The following is a 15983-nucleotide window of genomic DNA, read 5'->3' as shown; positions in this document are numbered from 1 at the left end:
AATACCTCACTAACCCTCGAACTATGGAACAGGTTGAAAAAGAAATCACCGGCATGATCGGCCAGAGCAATGAACAGGTAAAAAAGCTCCACGAAATCGTCCAGAAAACGATGGAGGAAGAAGAACTGATCGTCAATAACCTGCTGCATCCGCCGAAGGAAATCCTCACCCGCGGACAACGGATATCCGATAAAGTCGCCCGCTTCGGCGGCAGCTGGGCGTTCATCTGCTCTTTTGCGGTGATTTTGGTGCTTTGGGTGCTTTTTAATGTGCTGAGCCCGCTGTCGGACCGGTTCGATCCCTACCCTTTCATCCTCATGAACCTCGTGTTGTCGTGCATCGCGGCGCTGCAGGCGCCCATCATCATGATGAGTCAGAACCGCCAGGAGGAAAAAGACCGCATGCGGAACGAGAACGATTATCTCGTGAACCTGAAAGCCGAACTGGAGATCCGCAGCCTGCATCAGAAAATCGACATCCTCCTGGAAGAACAGGTGCAGGAACTGTACAAGTCGCAGGAAGCGCAACTCGCGTTGCTGAAGGAATTAATGACGAAAATAGAGAAGCTGGAATCGAAATCGCGCTAGCAGGAAGGGGTTGCAGCGATCATGTCGCAAAGGACCTGCATGTCGGCCGAGGTCACCCAGCCCGGAGGGTCCTGGAAACCGCATTCCCAGGTGGCCGCGCTTTTTCTGAAGGATGCGATGTAAAAGTTGTCGATCAGCAGGAACCAAAGCCCGCCCGTCCCGGAAACTTCCTTGAGTTCCACGGTTTTGATCTCATGTCCGAAAGTAGCTGAAAAACGAATGGCCGTCATGGGCCAAAAGTGCCGAAAACACTGGGGTTTTCAGCTGGATTCCGGCCCATCACGGTCCATATTTTTTCCACATTATTTAGAACGTCGGCGGTGTGGGGTCCAGATCGGAATCCAGGAAATCCGTCACCATGGGGATCAGCCAGCCGGTGCGCTGCATCATCCCGATATGCGTGGTGCCGGGGAGGATGGCGAGGCGCGATTGGGGCAGGCCGTGCATATCGCCCATCTTTCCGCCGCCTTTCGCTTTGAACAGCTCGATCGCATGCTCGTAACGGATCCCGTCCGCATCGCCGATCACGAAGAACAGCGGGGCTTTGATGTTTTTCGCATCCTTCGACCAGTCGTAAGTTGTCAGGTCTGCGCTCAGTACTTTTTTGATGTAAGTCGCGAATTTGGTGGAATCATTGCCGTAAGCGAGGTATTGCTGCTCGATGGGGCTTCCCTTGAACATATCCGCCGTCATCGTTCCGAAACTGGCTTCCACGTCGGGCCACCAGCCGTCGTGCGCATACGATCCGGAAACCACGATGAGCCGGCGCACCTGTTCGGGGTGACGGATCGCCATCTGGAACGCGACCCCTCCGCCCATGCTGTATCCCAGCACATCGGCGCTATCGATCTTCAAATGTTTGAGCAGGCCGGAAACATCGTCTGCCATGTTTTCATAGCTGAATGCGCGGTCGGTATCTTTGGTGCGGCCATGGCCCTGCATTTCGGCGACGATCACCTTGCGGTCTTTCAACAAGGGGATGATATGGCCCCAGTTCAGGGGAATATTCATGAAAGAGCCATGCAGCAGCACGATGGGCTTCCCTTCGCCATACACTTCATAATACATTTTGATGCCGTTGACGTCCGCAAATCCGCTGTCGGCGGGCTTAAGCGGTTGCTGTTGGGTAGTAGTGTCTTTGGATGTGCCGACCGGTTTTTCTTTAGTGGCCTGTTGGCAGGAGGCGGCCGCTACCGTGAGGATGAGGGCGATGCGGGCAAGGATGTGCTTGTTCATATAGTTTCGTTTAAATGATGCAACAAAACTCGTGAACAATCTTCTGTTAGCTGCTGTGCAGATGCGACAATTAGCAGGGTTGAAAACGACAGCTTTACTTGAAATCCCTCGACCCGGGGAACACTTTCCCTTTCGGCCGTTCTTCCCCGCCGCCGTCGTACACCCGTTTCCCGGATTTCGAAAGGCCGGCCAGCATTTTACTGATGTCGTGCGCCGCGCTCACCACGATGTGCATCACTTTTTGTTCCCGCTGCACTTTCCCTTCGATCAGCAATAAATCCGCCTGCAAAATCGCATGTTTGAACTTTTCGAAAACAGCTTCATACACGATGAGGTTGTAGCTCCCCGATTCATCTTCGAGCGTAATGAACGTGACGTTTTTAGCGGTGGGCGGACGCTGGCGCACCAGCACCAGGCCCGCCAGTTTAACGAAGGCGCCCTGGCCCAGGGCTTCGAGCGCGGCGGAAGTAACGGCCCCCAGCATCTCCAGCCGCGGGCGTAAAAAGTTCAGGGGATGGGCTTTGAGGGATAGTGAAGTGGTAGCGTAATCCTGCACCACATGCTGGGCGTCGGTCATCAGCGGCAGCTGCAATTGCGATTCCGGTTTCGTCTCAACGGCCTGACCGGCGAACATGCCCGTGGGCCTGTCTGTCAACGCCGCGGCCTCCCACAGCGCGCGCCGCCTGTCGATGCCGATAGACCGGAACGCGTCCGCTTCAGCGAGCTTCTCGATCATGGCCTGGCTAACACCTGCATCGCGTAGCTGGGAAACGCGCTGGTAGCCGGTTTTGCGGTGCGCTATCATTACGTCCATCTCCGCCTGCTGTACGCCTTTCACCTGCCGTAGGCCCAGGCGCATGGCGTGGTATTTTCCGTTGGAGGGCTCGAGGGTATTGTCCCACCCGGAGATATTCACGTCAACAGGCAACACCTCCACCCCATGCCGTCTTGCATCGGCGACGATCTGGGCGGGCGCATAGAAACCCATAGGCTGGGCGTTCAGCAAAGCACAGGCGAACACATCCGGGTAATGGCATTTGATCCAGGCTGAAATGTAGACCAGCAAAGCGAAAGAAGCGGCGTGGCTTTCCGGGAAACCATAACTCCCGAACCCCTTCAACTGCTCGAAGATATTCTGCGCAAATTCCCGGTCGTACCCGCGGGAAGTCATCCCATCCACCAGCTTCTTTTCAAACTTGAATAACGTCCCGTTCACCTTGAAACTGGCCATGCTGCGGCGCAACAGGTCTGCCTCCTCCGCCGTGAACCCCGCCGCCACGATCGCGATTTTCATGGCCTGTTCCTGGAAGAGCGGAATGCCGAGGGTACGCCCCAGGATCTGCTCCAGCTCCGGCGACGGATAGCTGACCGGCTCCAGGCCCATGCGCCGCCGAAGGTAGGGATGCACCATGTTGCCCTGGATGGGCCCGGGCCTTACGATCGCCACTTCCACCACGAGGTCGTAAAACGTTTTAGGCGCCAGCCGCGGGAGCATCGACATCTGCGCCCGGCTTTCGATCTGGAAAACCCCGATCGTATCCGCCGCACTGATCATTTTGTATACGGCCGGATCGTCTTGCGGAACGGTGGCCAGCGTAAGGTCGCGGCCGTAATGCGCTTTCAGCAGCTGGAACGATTTACGGATACAGGTCAGCATCCCCAGCGCCAGCACGTCCACTTTCACGAAGCCCAGTTCATCGATATCGTCTTTGTTCCATTCGATGTTGCTGCGGTTTTCCATACGCGCCGGGAAAACGGGACAGAGGTCGGACAACCTGCCGTCCGTGATCACGAACCCGCCGACGTGCTGGCCCAATTGCCGCGGAAAACCGACGTACTGCCGGGTAATGGCGAGCACTTTCTGCAAATGCGGGTCTTTGGCGTTGAGGCCCAGTTCCTTCATCGCCGCTTCGCCGGCATGTTCGTCGTCTTCTTCATGGACGAGGCTCCCGAGCTTGCTGGTCGTTTCCGTAGAAAGCCCCATCGCCTTGCCCACATCGAGAATGGCGCCTTTGGTACGTTGCTGGGTAACGGTAGCGATGATGGCGGCCCTGTGCCGGCCGTATTTGTTGTAGAGGTACTGGATCACTTCTTCGCGCCGCTCATGCTCGATGTCGAGATCGATATCGGGTGGTTCGCGTCGGGCGGCGGATGCGAACCGCTCGAACAGCAGGGAGAATTTGGTGGGGTCGACAGACGTAATGCCCGTTACGAAACAAACGGTGGAGTTGGCCGCGGATCCGCGCCCCTGGCAAAGGATCTCATTCACTTTGCAATACCGGACCACATCGTACACGGTGAGAAAAAACGGCGCGTATTCCATTCTTTCGATAAAATCCAGCTCCTTCCTGATGTCGGTCTGGATTTGTTGGGGGATGATTTGACCATACCGGTCGTGGGCGCCTTCCCAGGCCAGCACTTCCAGTTCCGCTTGCGGGGAACGCCCTTCCCGCGTGATTTCCCGGGGATAGACGTAAGTGAGCTGGTCGAGGGAAAAGCGTGCCGCTTCGGCGATCTCCTGCGTCCGCGCGATGGCGTCGGGGTATTGGCGGAACAGGCGCTCCATCTCCCGGGAAGTCTTCAAATGCCGCTCCGCGTTGGGATGCAGCAGGTAACCCGCCGTGGTGATGGTGCATTTGTTACGGATACAGGTCAGCACGTCCTGCAACTGGCGCCTTCCGGCATTATGGTAATGCACATCGTTCGTAGCCACCATAGGCGCTTTGAAGCGTTCCGCCAATTGCTGGATGCGGAAAATACGCTTGCGGTCGTCTCCCATATAACCATGGCTGGCGGCGATGTAGAGCTGATTGCCGAGGAGATCGTGGTAATCGCCCATTTGCCGCTCGAAATCGGGTTCGAAGTTGAAGGAGCGGTTGAGGGTAGCCGGGGGAATAACGATGAAGCGGCTTCCCTTCGCGTATTGTGCGAGGTCCGACCGCGAAATATCGCATCTCCCCTTTTCTGCGCGCATGTTCCCGGTAGACAGCAGCGTCGAGATATTGCCGTAAGCCGCCGCGTCCGTCGGGAATGCCAGCAAGCCTGGCCCGTCTGTCAGGTTGAGCCTGCAGCCCACGATGAGCCGGATGCCGAAAGCTTTCGCGGCCGTATGCGCCCGCACGATGCCGGCCATGGTATTGTGGTCGGTAATGGCGAGCGCGCTGTATTTCAGGATCGCCGATTCCTCCACCAGTTCATCGGGGTGGCTGGCCCCTTGCAGGAAGGAGAAGTTGCTGGTGACCTGTAATTCCGTATATGCCATACCGTTAAAGTTTTTGTTCAGGGGAAATAACCATGGACGAACCACCCGGCAGGTTTTTCCGGATCGTAATGCCCCAGCCGGAAAATCCAGAAGCGGCGGCCTTCGTGGTCTTCCACAATGTAATAATCGCGGTGTTCGCCGGTGTCTGTCCACCATGCCCGTTCGATGCGTTCCGGCCCGTCGGCTTTTTTGATGGTGTGGATTTTTCCGTTCATGATGAAAAGCATGGGCGGATAGTCCGGGATCGGGGCGGTGACGGTGATGGGCTGGGGTTTGGCGAGCAGGGAGACCGGGCGCAGTTTTTCAGGCCAGGCGATGGAGGGATTGTCGGTAAGACTGTCGGTCACCCGGTACGATTGTTCCGGCCAGTGCTGTGCCTGGGGCAAGTACCGGCCGATGACGTTCGGGCCGAGTTTGGCGGAAACCCTGTCCAGCATTTCAGCGACCGCCACGTCCTGCAAGCCGCCGTTGCTGCGCCAGATCCCTTCCTGCGTGGATGCTACGGACTGCACGCGCTCCGCCTGCAATACGAAGGTTTCGATGCCTGGGCCTGGCTCCAGCTGCGGGATGCGGATGGAAAACAGGTGCAGCAGATGCGCGGCATGGCTGGAAGCATGGTTGCTGGTGATTTGGACGGAAACGGTTTTGCCGTCGATGCGATAGGCCAGCAGCGTGGCTTTCCGGAGGCCCTGGCCTTCTGCCTGGAGGCGTGCGCAGAGGTGTTCGAGCAGGCGCTCCAGTGCAATGGTGACGCCGGTGGCGGTCATGATGGGCTCCAGGCACGGGAGGCGCTCGTTGTAGGGAACGGGAGGCTGGATGTAGGTCAGGGGCTCGGCCTCGTAGCCCAGCGCCTGGTCGATCCGGGTGAGCAGCAGCGGCCCGAACCGGCGGCGGAGCATGGGGCGCGGCATTTTGATGAAATCCTCGATCCGTTCCAGGCCCAGCTGATAGAGGCGGTTTACCGTGTGCTGCTCCAGGCGCAATGCGGCGGGAGGCAAACTGAGCAAGGCTTTGAGCTGATCTCCGTTGGGGACGATCTGTCTGGCGGAGCCGAACCGCGCTATGGCCCAGGCACTTCCGGGCGAAGGGGCCATGCCTGCGTTCAGGATGTACCCGAATGAGGTGAGCTTTTCCATCAAATCAGACAGGTAAGCTGCTTCCCCGCCCCAAAGATGCGCACAGCCGGTCACGTTCAATAGCAGTCCGTCGGGTGCGTCGAGGGCCACAGCGGGCGTGAAGCGCAGGCACCAGTTGGCGATTTTTTGGAGGATGTGCGTTTCCTGGTTTTCGGTCAATTCGAAATCCTGCAGCCCGTTCACACGTGCCCGTGCATCCGTGAGCAGCATGCCGGGCGCGATGCCGGCGGATTGGGCGGCGGCACTGGCGTGGGAAACCATGTTCCTGCCCCTGTCTTTGGTGGTGAATACGAAGGCCGTTCCGGCGAGCGCCGGGGTGCGGATGGCCATCCAGTCCGTAAGGAGGTGACGGAACCATATTGAAACGTACCGCTGTTCCATGCTACCCGATTTTTCGCCATTCGTCTGCGGTGATTGGTGTTTTGGCCGGAGTAAGGATGTGCAGGGTTTCGGGTGTCCATTCCATTTCCCACATCCCGGTTTTGCCGCCTCTCATTTTGAGGAGCTCTACTTTCCAGCGGGCGTGCCCGACGCCTGGGAGGCCGGCGGAGGGGGCGCTGGGCAGGGAGGAAATATGCCAGCGCGAAACACAGGCGTTTTGAACGAGCCTGCTGCCGAGGGGGCGTAATACCAGGCCGGTGACTTTACTTTTCTCAACCGCGAGTTGTAAGCGGCGGGAGGCGGTGAAATCGAGATCGCGCACTTCACCGACCACGGCGGCCAGCTGATCGCAGCGGAGGGCTTCTTCCATGGCCCAGAGCGCATCGCGGCCGCTGGCGGCGTCGATGAAAAGGATGCGGTCTGGCTCGATGCCGTAACCGGCCAGTGCGGGCGGGAATAAGGTGCGGTGCGTGGAGATCCAGGCGGAAACGGTGCCCCGGCGCATGAGGCGGCTCAGTAAATAACAGGCGAAGCCGCTGGCGGCGGACATGGGCGATTCGGCAGTTGTCAGTTCATGGATCACACCGGTCGGGAAAACGCCCTGCGGGAAAACATGGCTGATGGCGCCGAGGCCGAAATCTTCCGGGATTTCGGTGGTGGCTGCCTTTAAGCCCTGGAGCCGGAGGATTTCCCTCCGCAAATCCTGGATGATATCTTGTTTTGCCGGTTCCATGCGCCAATGATCGCTTGCGTAAGTCTTTAGCAAAAATACTAAAAATATTAGCATTTCAAAGTTGTTTGTGTAGTTTGGGTTTTAGCCCAGCAATGCCTTCGGAGGATTTTCGGGTTGAAGGATTGCTGTCAACAGGCAACGATTTTACAGCGTACAACCTGGGATTTCAAAGTTGTTGTGTGAATTGGGATTTAACCCATCAGTGACTTCAGTGGAATTTTCGGGCTGAAGTATTATTATCGGCAGGCAATGATCTTACAGCAGCAAAACCTGTGATTTCAAAGTTGGGTAGGCGAATTGAGTTATTGCCCAGCAATGGTTTCTGAGGATTTTGGGTTGAAGAATTGCTGTCAGCAGACAACTATCTTGCTGTATTAAAATCAGTGAAATGATTATAAACGATTGGATGTCAGCAGAAAGCAACTGAAAGACATTTGTTGTCTAATAGTTTTATCAGTTTATCCCGGGTGTCTCAGAAGAAAAAACATTATCTTAGCAACTAAGATATTAATTCAGTAAGATAAAATTATGGAAACAGGCGATATCTCCATCCTCCGGAAACTCAGCCAGCATTTTGCTTTTTCGTCGATCCAAATGCACGAAGCCGTGGCCCGTAAAGCCGGGCTGTCAGGGACAGACCATAAGTACCTGGGCTTCCTCATCCAGAAAGGGCAAATGACGGCTGGCGAACTGTCTGCCCTCACCGGGCTCACCACGGGCGCTGTAACCGGATTGATCGACCGGTTCGAGAAAAGAAAACTGGTGAAACGGCGCTTCGCTGAAAACGATCGCCGCAAAGTGATCATCGAGCCCGTCACCCAAAAGATACAGCAGCTCCTGGAGCCCCTGTACCGGGAGTTTCGGCAGGCATCCACCGCGCTACTGGCTTCGTTTTCGGAAGCGGAACAGCAAGTCATCGCCACCTATTTCGAAAAAGCGATCGCGCTCATGGAATCCACCACGCAATCGCTCAATCATCCACCTGCCAAAACCCAACAATCAAATGGAAAGTAACCTCCTCGATTTGCAGGAAGCCAACGCTTCGATGATCTCACTGGCCGGCGGCAAAGGCGCCAACCTCGGGGAACTGGGGAAAATAGAAGGGCTCGCCGTGCCGCGGGGCTTTTGCGTCACAACGGAGGCCTTTCGGGCTCTCATCGCCGGGAGTGCAGACATCCAAAAAGAAATGACGGCACTAGAACGCGTGCAACCCGGCGACCGCCCATCCATCGCCCGCATCAGCGCCGCAATACGTTCATCCATCGAAAACGCACCGCTACCCGAACATCTCATCGCTGCCATAACAAAAAAACTGGCTGGCTTTAACGCAGGAACGGCTTTCGCGATACGGTCCAGCGCAACGGCGGAAGACCTGCCCACGGCGTCTTTCGCAGGGCAGCAAGACTCGTTCCTCAATATCTCCGGCATCGATAATATCCTTACGAACATCCGCAAATGCTGGGCATCGTTGTTTACGGACAGGGCTGTCGTTTACAGGATGCAGCAGGGCTTCGGTCACCGGAAAGTGTTGCTGGCGGTAGTTGTACAGGAAATGATCTTCCCGGAAGTATCGGGGATCATGTTCACGGCCGACCCGGTTTCCGGCAACAGGAAAGTAGTGTCTATCGACGCGGGGTTCGGCCTGGGCGAAGCCCTCGTTGGCGGGAAAGTGAACCCGGATGTGTACAAGGTCAGGGATGGGCGGATTTTGGATAAGCATATTTCCGCCAAGCATCTGGGAATATTCGCTGCGGAAAACGGCGGCACCGCAGAACGGCCGGTCTCCCCCGAACGCCAGCGGGTTCAGGCTTTGACGGACGATGAAATCCTGGAACTGGCACGCACCGGCAAACAGATCGAAGCGCATTTTAAAGCGCCGCAGGATATCGAATGGTGCATGTCTGACCGGAAATACTACATCGTGCAAAGCCGGCCCATCACCACGCTGTACCCGGTCCCCGAAGAAAACGACGATTCCAACCGCGTATATCTGTCCACCGGCCACCAGCAAATGATGACGGATGCGATGAAGCCCCTCGGCATATCATTCTTCATGTTAACCGCCGGAAGGCCCATGGCTACGGCCGGCGGGAGGATTTTCGTGGATGTGATGCCCGAGCTGACTTCGCCCCGGCGCGCGTTCATGCTTAATCTTTTCGGAAAATCCGACCCGCTCATGCGCGACGCCCTTCAATCCCTCATCGACCGCGGCAATTTCATCCCCGATCCCGAAAACGAGTCCCTCCCCGCTCCCGGCCCCGGCATCCAGCCGCCCGATTACGAAACCCTCCACTCCTACGATCCCGGAATTGTGACGGCGCTCATGGAAAGCGGGAACAAAGCCATCGCCGAACTGGCGGAAACTATCGGCACGAAATCCGGCGTGGAGCTGATCGATTTTATCGTGGACGATAGCCGCCGGGCGAAAGAGCGCCGCTCCTCCCCTGATTTTTTCGGCGTCGTGATGACCGGTATGAACGCCACGCACTGGATCAACGACCATATTAAAGAATGGCTCGGGGAAACGAACGTGGCCGATACGCTCACCCAATCCGTTCCCAACAATATCACTTCCGAAATGGGGCTTGCGCTGATGGACGTGGCCGACACCATCCGTCCTTATCCGGCCATCGTCAGCTACCTCGAAAAAGGCCAGCTGGACGATTTCCCCGATTCCCTTCTGCAGTTCGAAGGCGGCGCCGGGGTACACAAAGCCCTGCTGGCTTTCCTGGAAACCTACGGCATGCGGTGCCCCGGAGAAATCGATATCACCAGGCCCAGATGGCAGGAACACCCCGCGGCGCTGGTCCCCATCCTCCTCGGCAACGTCCGCGCCTTTTCACACGGCGCAGCGCGGCAAAAGTTCCAACAGGGCCGCCGCGAAGCGGAAGAGATGGAACAACGCCTCCTCCAAAAACTGCGCGCCTTGCCTGACGGCGACAGGAAAGCCGCCGAAACGCAAAGTATGGTCCGCCTCATGCGTAACCTTATCGGCTTCCGGGAATACCCGAAATACACGATCGTGAGCCATTATGCCCTGTATAAGAAAGCTTTGCTGAAAGAAGCCGAAAAGCTGGTGCAGGCGCAGGTGATAGCTGAAAAGGAAGATATCTTCTATTGTTCGCTGGAGGAAATCCGGGAATTGGTCCGCACCCGTCAGATCGACAAAAATCTCCTCCAAAAGCGAAAGGAAGATTTCACGGGGTACGAAAAACTTATGCCGCCCCGCGTCATCACTTCCGAAGGCGAGGTGCTGCGGGGAAATTACCGTCGCGAAAACCTCCCTGCAGGCGCCATCGCCGGATTGCCGGTGTCTTCCGGTACCATCGAGGGCCGCGCCCGTGTGGTCCTCGATATGGAAGCCGCCGTCCTCGAACCGGGCGACATCCTCGTAACCACGTTCACCGATCCCAGCTGGACGCCCCTGTTCGTCGCCATCAGCGGCCTCGTCACCGAAGTTGGCGGGCTCATGACCCACGGCGCCGTCATCGCCAGGGAATATGGTTTGCCGGCCGTGGTGGGCGTAGACAACGCTACCCGCCTGATTGCGGACGAGCAGCGGATCCGCGTGAACGGAACAGACGGATTTATCGAGATATTATAATCGGTGTTTCCCTTTCTTCCGGAGATACCCGACCAGCTCGCCGGGCAGATCGGTTTGCACGATTCCGGTGCGGGGAAAGGATTGGAAGAAGCTGTCAAACCCTGCGCCTTGATGCGCCTGTTCCATTTTATCGAACTCGCCGAGCGCGTTCATCCATACCCGCGCGCCGGTAGCCCGGACGCTGTCTGCCAGGCGGTCGGAATAGAAGGTCTCGTCGAGATGAAGCGCCGGAAACTTGCCATAGCCCAGTGTTTCATGCGTACTAGCCGCATCGCGGACGCGCGGCATGATGGGGATGGAAGCATCGTGCGCATGCAGGATCGCCGCATCGGGATGGTCGTAAAGGAAGAAAAGCACATGCGGCGCCATGCCGGTTTTGTGGATGAGGGCGAAGCAGTCTTTCGCCGCATCGATCCCGTCTACCTTAAAATCCACATCGATCAATATGTTGCCTTTCGCGGCCAGCAATGCGTCGCGGAAAGTGGGGATGCGTTCTTTCGTGGGCTGGCCGTTGTGGAGCAGCGGGAATTGCTGCAGCTCGGCCAGCGTATAGTCGGCCACGGAGCCCGGCCGGCCGGTGGTGCGTGTAATGGTGCGGTCGTGCATCAAGACGAAAACGCCGTCTTTCGTGCGCTGCACATCCAGTTCGGCGATATCGACGCCGAGGCGGATGGCTTCCCGGACCGCCGGGATGGAATTTTCGGGAAAGTGCGTATGCGCGGCACGGTGGGCGGCAACCAGCACCTGGTCCGGATTTTTCCTGAAATCGGCCAGGATACTATCTGCACGGGAGGTCTGTGCGTTGGAGGTATAGGCGGCGAAAAGGGCCGCCAGGGAAAAGAGGATCGTTTTCATGATAGCGCGGAGCATTGTTTCTTTTCCCAAGATGCGGAACTTTTCCGGGAAAGTCCAGCCTGGAATGTTTTATTCCTGTTAAGAAGGATGGCCGGCGGCGTTTTGCAGCTCCAGCCGGTATTGCCGGGGACTGACGCCTTTTTTCTGTTTGAAGAATTTATTGAGGTGGCTTTCATCGTTAAACCCCAGTTCATGCACGATCTCGTTGATGCGCCGGTCGCTGTGGCGGAGGCGGTGCTCGATGAGCGTGAGTTTGTAATTGGCGGTGTAGGATTGCAGCGTTTCGTTGCAGTGCTTCTTGAAATATTTCCCCAGGTAATTTTCCGACATCCCGAAATGCTGTGCGATGGCCGCGGTGCGGAGGGCTTCCGGTTCGTAAATATGTTGCTGGATATAGCCGATGATGTCCTGGATTTTCTCTTCCGAATTGGCGTCCACTTTTTCGGGGAGGTATTTGGCGATGTTCCTGGCTACGAGTAGAATGATGCTGTTGACGAGCTGGTGGATGATTTCGCGGTCGTACAGGTCCTGGTTTACAGACTCGCGGATGATGCCCTCGATCATAGGGCGGATGAGCTGTTTGTCGGCCAGGTTTTTCAGGATACAGCCGGGTTTGTGGTTAGCGTGCTGGAGGATGAACTCCAGCCGCCGGATGTTTTCGGGGGTGAGGGCGTTCGTTTTGAGGTAGATATTGCTGAACCGGAGGATGAAGAACGTGGTGGTGGATGCGATGTCTATCCGGCTGCAATCCTGCGGGGTGATGAGGAACATATGATTGGCGCCGTATTCGAACGTATGCTGGTTGATGCAATGCCGGCCCGTTCCCGACAGGATATATACCAGTTCGAAAAAGTGCTTGTTGGGCATCAATACCGGCATTTCATCCAGCGTCTCCACCTGGAAAGCGTATGGCTCATATAATTGTTGCGTGCGCATGGAGCGAAATTATACAATATTTAGGTAGAAATATACTGGTATACATCCTGCTGACTGGTATAAATTTGCTTAAAATACAGAAACACATGAAAGCCATAGGATTCAGGCAATCGTTGCCCATTACCGAAACAGACAGTTTCATCGAATTCGATACCGATAAACCGGTACCCTCCGGCCGGCAACTCCTCGTGAAAATTGCCGCGGCCTCCGTGAACCCGGTCGATTATAAAGTACGCCGCAATTCCGCGAAAGACCAGCCCCTTCCCGTGCCGAAAATCATCGGTTGGGACGCGTACGGCACAGTAGCGGCCGTGGGCGATGCGGCATCGCTCTTTCAGCCGGGAGATGCTGTGTATTATGCCGGAGATATCCGCAAGCCCGGCAGCAACGCCGAATACCAGCTGGTGGACGAAAGGATCGTGGGCAGAGCGCCGCAGCGGCTCAGTCCTGCAGCGGCCGCCGCTATTCCCCTTACCGCGCTTACGGCCTGGGAATTGCTGTTCGACCGCATGGGGATCGGCGAGCGGGATAAAGGGAAAACCATCCTCATCATCGGCGGCGCCGGCGGCGTGGGCTCCATTGCCATCCAGCTGGCGAAAAAGATCGCCGGGCTTCATGTGATCGCTACCGCATCGCGGCCGGAATCGGCGGAGTGGTGCCGGAAAATGGGCGCCGACGTGGTGGTAGACCATACAAACCTCGTGGAAGCCGTGCGGGCCGCGGGTTTTCAAAACGTCGACTTTATCGTTGACCTGGTAGACCTCATCCGTTACTGGGAGCCCATGGCGGAGCTCATCGTGCCGCAGGGCCGCATCGGCTCCATCAGCGACCCGGCCGAAGGGGTCGATATCCGCAAGCTGAAAGGCAAATCCGTGAGCTTCCATTGGGAACTGATGTTCACCCGCGCCAGTTTCGAAACGCCCGATATGCAGGCGCAGCACGACATCCTCACCAAAGTGGCGGCACTGCTGGACGAGGGTACCCTCCTGCCCACGCTCACCGAAACCCTCCAGGGCCTCAACGCCGCCAACTTCAAAAAAGCGCACCAGCAGCTCGAAAGCGGGCGCACGATCGGGAAAATCGTCGTTCAATACTGATACCTGCAACGGATCATTCCAGAAAGCCGCATGGGCCCGCCGGCCCTGCGGCTTTTCTTATCCAGCCCCAACCCGGTTTTTCCGGCGATTGTTTTCTACCCAAACATCGGTATTTTTAACCTCCGATCATTAAAACCATGCAGCGCCCGGGACCATGTGCCCGGGGCCATCATTTTGCAGCAGCCCGACTATATGAAAACAAGCTTTTTCACTTTTTTATTAACCCTTGCCGCCGTTGCCGCCGCAGCGCAGCCGGTGGTCAACGAAACACGATATGTGGACAGTCTGCTCCAGCTGGAGAAAAACGGTGCGAACGATAGTATCCGCGCCTGCGCCAGCTTCCAGTTGTCCGACTTCTGGTCGTATTCGGATACTGCCCGCTCCCGCCAGCACCTGGAACTGGGGAAACGCTTCGCCGGGCAAAATGGCTACCTCCAGGCCATGGGCGCTTTTTTCGAAGCGGGGTTTTACTTTGACCTGGACTACGACCGGGCGTTGACGCTGTATGAGGAATCCGCCAACCGGTTCAGCCATTTCCCGACGAAAGAAAGTTACGTCTACCAGGCCAGGGCCTGGCGGAACATGGGGGCCATCTATCAGCGGAAAGACAATGAATCCGAAATGGTGCATCTCATCATCACCAAATCCATTCCCCTCGCGGAGAAAGCGGGCGAGACAGCGCGGGTCGGGAGCTATTATACGGACGTGGGGATGATCTTCATGAATATACAGGAATACGGGAAGGCCGCGCTTTACTTCAACAAAAGCTTCGAATGCTACGCGAAAAGTTCGCCCAACATGCACGACCGGCTCACGACGACGCTCTATGCCGCCAATAACTATTGCTATATGGACAGCCTCGCGCAGGCTAAAGTTATGATCGCGCGCGCCGGGGAACTGTTGCGGCCCTATCCCGCATCCGAGTTCAATATCGATTACCATATCGCCGCTATCAAATATTGCCATGCCGCAAAAGCCTGGGAACAGGGGCTGTTCCATGCGCGGCGCGGCATCCTGCTGGCCGAAAAAATGGACAAAACCTACAAGGCCGCCGAACTGCGGTTCATGCAGTATAAGATCCAGCACGACATGGGGCATTATGGCGAAGCGTTGGAAACCCTGCAGCAAGCGATCGACGAAATACCCGTGAACCTCGACGGCAACCGGATGCTGTATTTCCAAAGCATGGCAAAGACGTACGAGAAAATGGGCAACATCCCCAAAGCGCATGAATGGCTGCAACGCTATAGCGACGAGCGCGACAGCACCTATCCCGAAAAAATGAAGACCGACATCGCCCGGATAGAAACCAAATACAATACCGCTGAAAAGGAAAAACGCATCATCCAGCTGCAGGCCGAAAAACAGGATGCGCTCATGACCCAGAAGAACCAGCGCCTCTGGAACGGCTTGCTGGGCGTGGCGGGATTGCTGTTGCTGGTGGCTACGCTGTCGCTGATCGTGTTTTACCGGACCAGCAAGAAACAGGCGCGACAGCAGGTGAAGGAAATCGAACAGCGGCAGGAATTGAAAGTGGCGAATGCCTTGCTGGAAGGGGAAGAAAAGGAGCGCCGCCGCCTGGCGCGCGATCTGCACGACGGCCTGGGCGGCTCCCTGGCGGGGATCCGCATCAAGTTGGCCGGTCAACAAAAGAAGCAGGTAAACGGGCAATTGGACGAAGTCATGTACCTCCTCGAAGATTCCATGTCCGAACTGCGGCGCATCGCGCATAACATGATGCCGGAAAGCCTCCTGAAAGTGGGCCTCCGGTCGGCCATCACCGACCTGTGCGACGGGCTGGCGAACGAAGAACTGGAAATTGAATTCCAATGGTCGGGCGCAGGGGGCGATTTGCCGCATACCGCGCAGGCCAACATTTACCGCATCGTGCAGGAGGTGTTGTCGAACGCGATACGCCATGGCGGGGCAAGCAAGATCCTGCTGCAGTGCATCCATGAAGAACATATGTTCTATATCACGGCGGAAGATAACGGCCGCGGGTTCGATATGAATGCGGCTACCGGCGGGATCGGGCTGTCGAACATCCGGTCGAGGGTACAGTATATGAAGGGGCGGCTGGACATTGATTCGTCGCCCGGTGCGGGAACGGCCGTCAATATTGAATTGCAGGTTTGACGGGTTATTTCGTTTGGAAG

General features: G+C 56.8%; 12 protein-coding genes. 5 read left to right on the top strand and 7 right to left on the bottom strand.

All coding sequences use genetic code 11. From position 1 onward, the window contains the following. The first annotated feature begins 23 nt into the window (after positions 1-23). The gene (locus ACQKLP_RS14410) at positions 24-587 is read left to right on the top strand and encodes a DUF1003 domain-containing protein (protein WP_427323442.1); all 564 of its coding nucleotides are present in this window, start codon (positions 24-26) and stop codon (positions 585-587) included. On the opposite strand, the gene ACQKLP_RS14405 is transcribed toward ACQKLP_RS14410, so the two are convergent. The 5 genes from ACQKLP_RS14405 to ACQKLP_RS14385 all read right to left on the bottom strand — a co-directional run bounded on the left by ACQKLP_RS14405 (position 584) and on the right by ACQKLP_RS14385 (position 7335). Then, positions 584-817, bottom strand: a complete 234-nt coding sequence (locus tag ACQKLP_RS14405) for a hypothetical protein (protein WP_427323441.1) — start codon at positions 815-817, stop codon at positions 584-586. The genes ACQKLP_RS14410 and ACQKLP_RS14405 overlap by 4 nt on opposite strands. A 76-nt stretch (positions 818-893) precedes the next feature. Next, complete coding sequence (locus ACQKLP_RS14400) at positions 894-1823, bottom strand: alpha/beta fold hydrolase (protein ID WP_427323440.1); 930 nt, start codon at positions 1821-1823, stop codon at positions 894-896. Between the two features lie 94 nt (positions 1824-1917). Next, the gene (locus ACQKLP_RS14395) at positions 1918-5085 is read right to left on the bottom strand and encodes an error-prone DNA polymerase (protein ID WP_427323439.1); all 3168 of its coding nucleotides are present in this window, start codon (positions 5083-5085) and stop codon (positions 1918-1920) included. Positions 5086-5102: 17 nt separating this feature from the next. After that, on the bottom strand, positions 5103-6602 hold the full coding sequence (locus tag ACQKLP_RS14390) for a Y-family DNA polymerase (protein WP_427323438.1): 1500 nt from the start codon (positions 6600-6602) through the stop codon (positions 5103-5105). A gap of 1 nt (position 6603) precedes the next feature. Then, positions 6604-7335, bottom strand: coding sequence for an ImuA family protein (locus tag ACQKLP_RS14385; protein ID WP_427323437.1), 732 nt, complete (start codon positions 7333-7335; stop codon positions 6604-6606). A 528-nt stretch (positions 7336-7863) separates the two neighbouring features. Between ACQKLP_RS14385 and ACQKLP_RS14380 the strand changes: the two genes are divergently transcribed. Beyond that, positions 7864-8349 carry a MarR family winged helix-turn-helix transcriptional regulator gene (locus tag ACQKLP_RS14380; protein ID WP_427323436.1) on the top strand — a complete coding sequence of 162 codons (486 nt, stop codon included), beginning with the start codon at positions 7864-7866 and terminating at the stop codon, positions 8347-8349. Continuing rightward, the gene (rph, locus tag ACQKLP_RS14375; protein WP_427323435.1) at positions 8339-10939 is read left to right on the top strand and encodes a rifamycin-inactivating phosphotransferase; all 2601 of its coding nucleotides are present in this window, start codon (positions 8339-8341) and stop codon (positions 10937-10939) included. Before ACQKLP_RS14380 ends, rph begins: the two co-directional genes overlap by 11 nt. Here rph and ACQKLP_RS14370 read toward each other — a convergent pair. Both ACQKLP_RS14370 and ACQKLP_RS14365 read right to left on the bottom strand, forming a co-directional pair. Next, a complete protein-coding gene (locus ACQKLP_RS14370; protein ID WP_427323434.1) occupies positions 10934-11824 on the bottom strand; it encodes a glycerophosphodiester phosphodiesterase family protein in 891 nt (296 codons plus the stop codon). The genes rph and ACQKLP_RS14370 overlap by 6 nt on opposite strands. 48 nt (positions 11825-11872) lie before the next feature. After that, entirely contained in the window at positions 11873-12730 is an 858-nt protein-coding gene (locus tag ACQKLP_RS14365) for an AraC family transcriptional regulator (RefSeq protein ID WP_427323433.1), read from the bottom strand. 86 nt (positions 12731-12816) lie between these two features. Between ACQKLP_RS14365 and ACQKLP_RS14360 the strand changes: the two genes are divergently transcribed. Together ACQKLP_RS14360 and ACQKLP_RS14355 are read left to right on the top strand one after the other, a co-directional pair. Then, entirely contained in the window at positions 12817-13827 is a 1011-nt protein-coding gene (locus ACQKLP_RS14360; RefSeq protein WP_427323432.1) for a zinc-binding alcohol dehydrogenase family protein, read from the top strand. Between the two features lie 192 nt (positions 13828-14019). Further along, on the top strand, positions 14020-15963 hold the full coding sequence (locus ACQKLP_RS14355; protein WP_427323431.1) for a histidine kinase: 1944 nt from the start codon (positions 14020-14022) through the stop codon (positions 15961-15963). Positions 15964-15983: the final 20 nt, after the last annotated feature.

It is taken from the genome of Chitinophaga sp. NPDC101104 (genome assembly GCF_050277495.1).
Lineage (GTDB): Bacteria > Bacteroidota > Bacteroidia > Chitinophagales > Chitinophagaceae > Chitinophaga.
Note: the sequence above shows the minus strand (reverse complement) of the source record. Positions and strands in the feature narration are given on the sequence as shown.

Bases quoted from the DNA above. Each gene is read 5' to 3' on its own strand.
- ACQKLP_RS14410 (WP_427323442.1), top strand. From the start codon at position 24: ATGGAACAGGTTGAAAAAGAAATCACCGGCATGATCGGCCAGAGCAAT.
- ACQKLP_RS14405 (WP_427323441.1), bottom strand. From the start codon at position 817: ATGACGGCCATTCGTTTTTCAGCTACTTTCGGACATGAGATCAAAACC.
- ACQKLP_RS14400 (WP_427323440.1), bottom strand. From the start codon at position 1,823: ATGAACAAGCACATCCTTGCCCGCATCGCCCTCATCCTCACGGTAGCG.
- ACQKLP_RS14395 (WP_427323439.1), bottom strand. From the start codon at position 5,085: ATGGCATATACGGAATTACAGGTCACCAGCAACTTCTCCTTCCTGCAA.
- ACQKLP_RS14390 (WP_427323438.1), bottom strand. From the start codon at position 6,602: ATGGAACAGCGGTACGTTTCAATATGGTTCCGTCACCTCCTTACGGAC.
- ACQKLP_RS14385 (WP_427323437.1), bottom strand. From the start codon at position 7,335: ATGGAACCGGCAAAACAAGATATCATCCAGGATTTGCGGAGGGAAATC.
- ACQKLP_RS14380 (WP_427323436.1), top strand. From the start codon at position 7,864: ATGGAAACAGGCGATATCTCCATCCTCCGGAAACTCAGCCAGCATTTT.
- rph (WP_427323435.1), top strand. From the start codon at position 8,339: ATGGAAAGTAACCTCCTCGATTTGCAGGAAGCCAACGCTTCGATGATC.
- ACQKLP_RS14365 (WP_427323433.1), bottom strand. From the start codon at position 12,730: ATGCGCACGCAACAATTATATGAGCCATACGCTTTCCAGGTGGAGACG.
- ACQKLP_RS14360 (WP_427323432.1), top strand. From the start codon at position 12,817: ATGAAAGCCATAGGATTCAGGCAATCGTTGCCCATTACCGAAACAGAC.
- ACQKLP_RS14355 (WP_427323431.1), top strand. From the start codon at position 14,020: ATGAAAACAAGCTTTTTCACTTTTTTATTAACCCTTGCCGCCGTTGCC.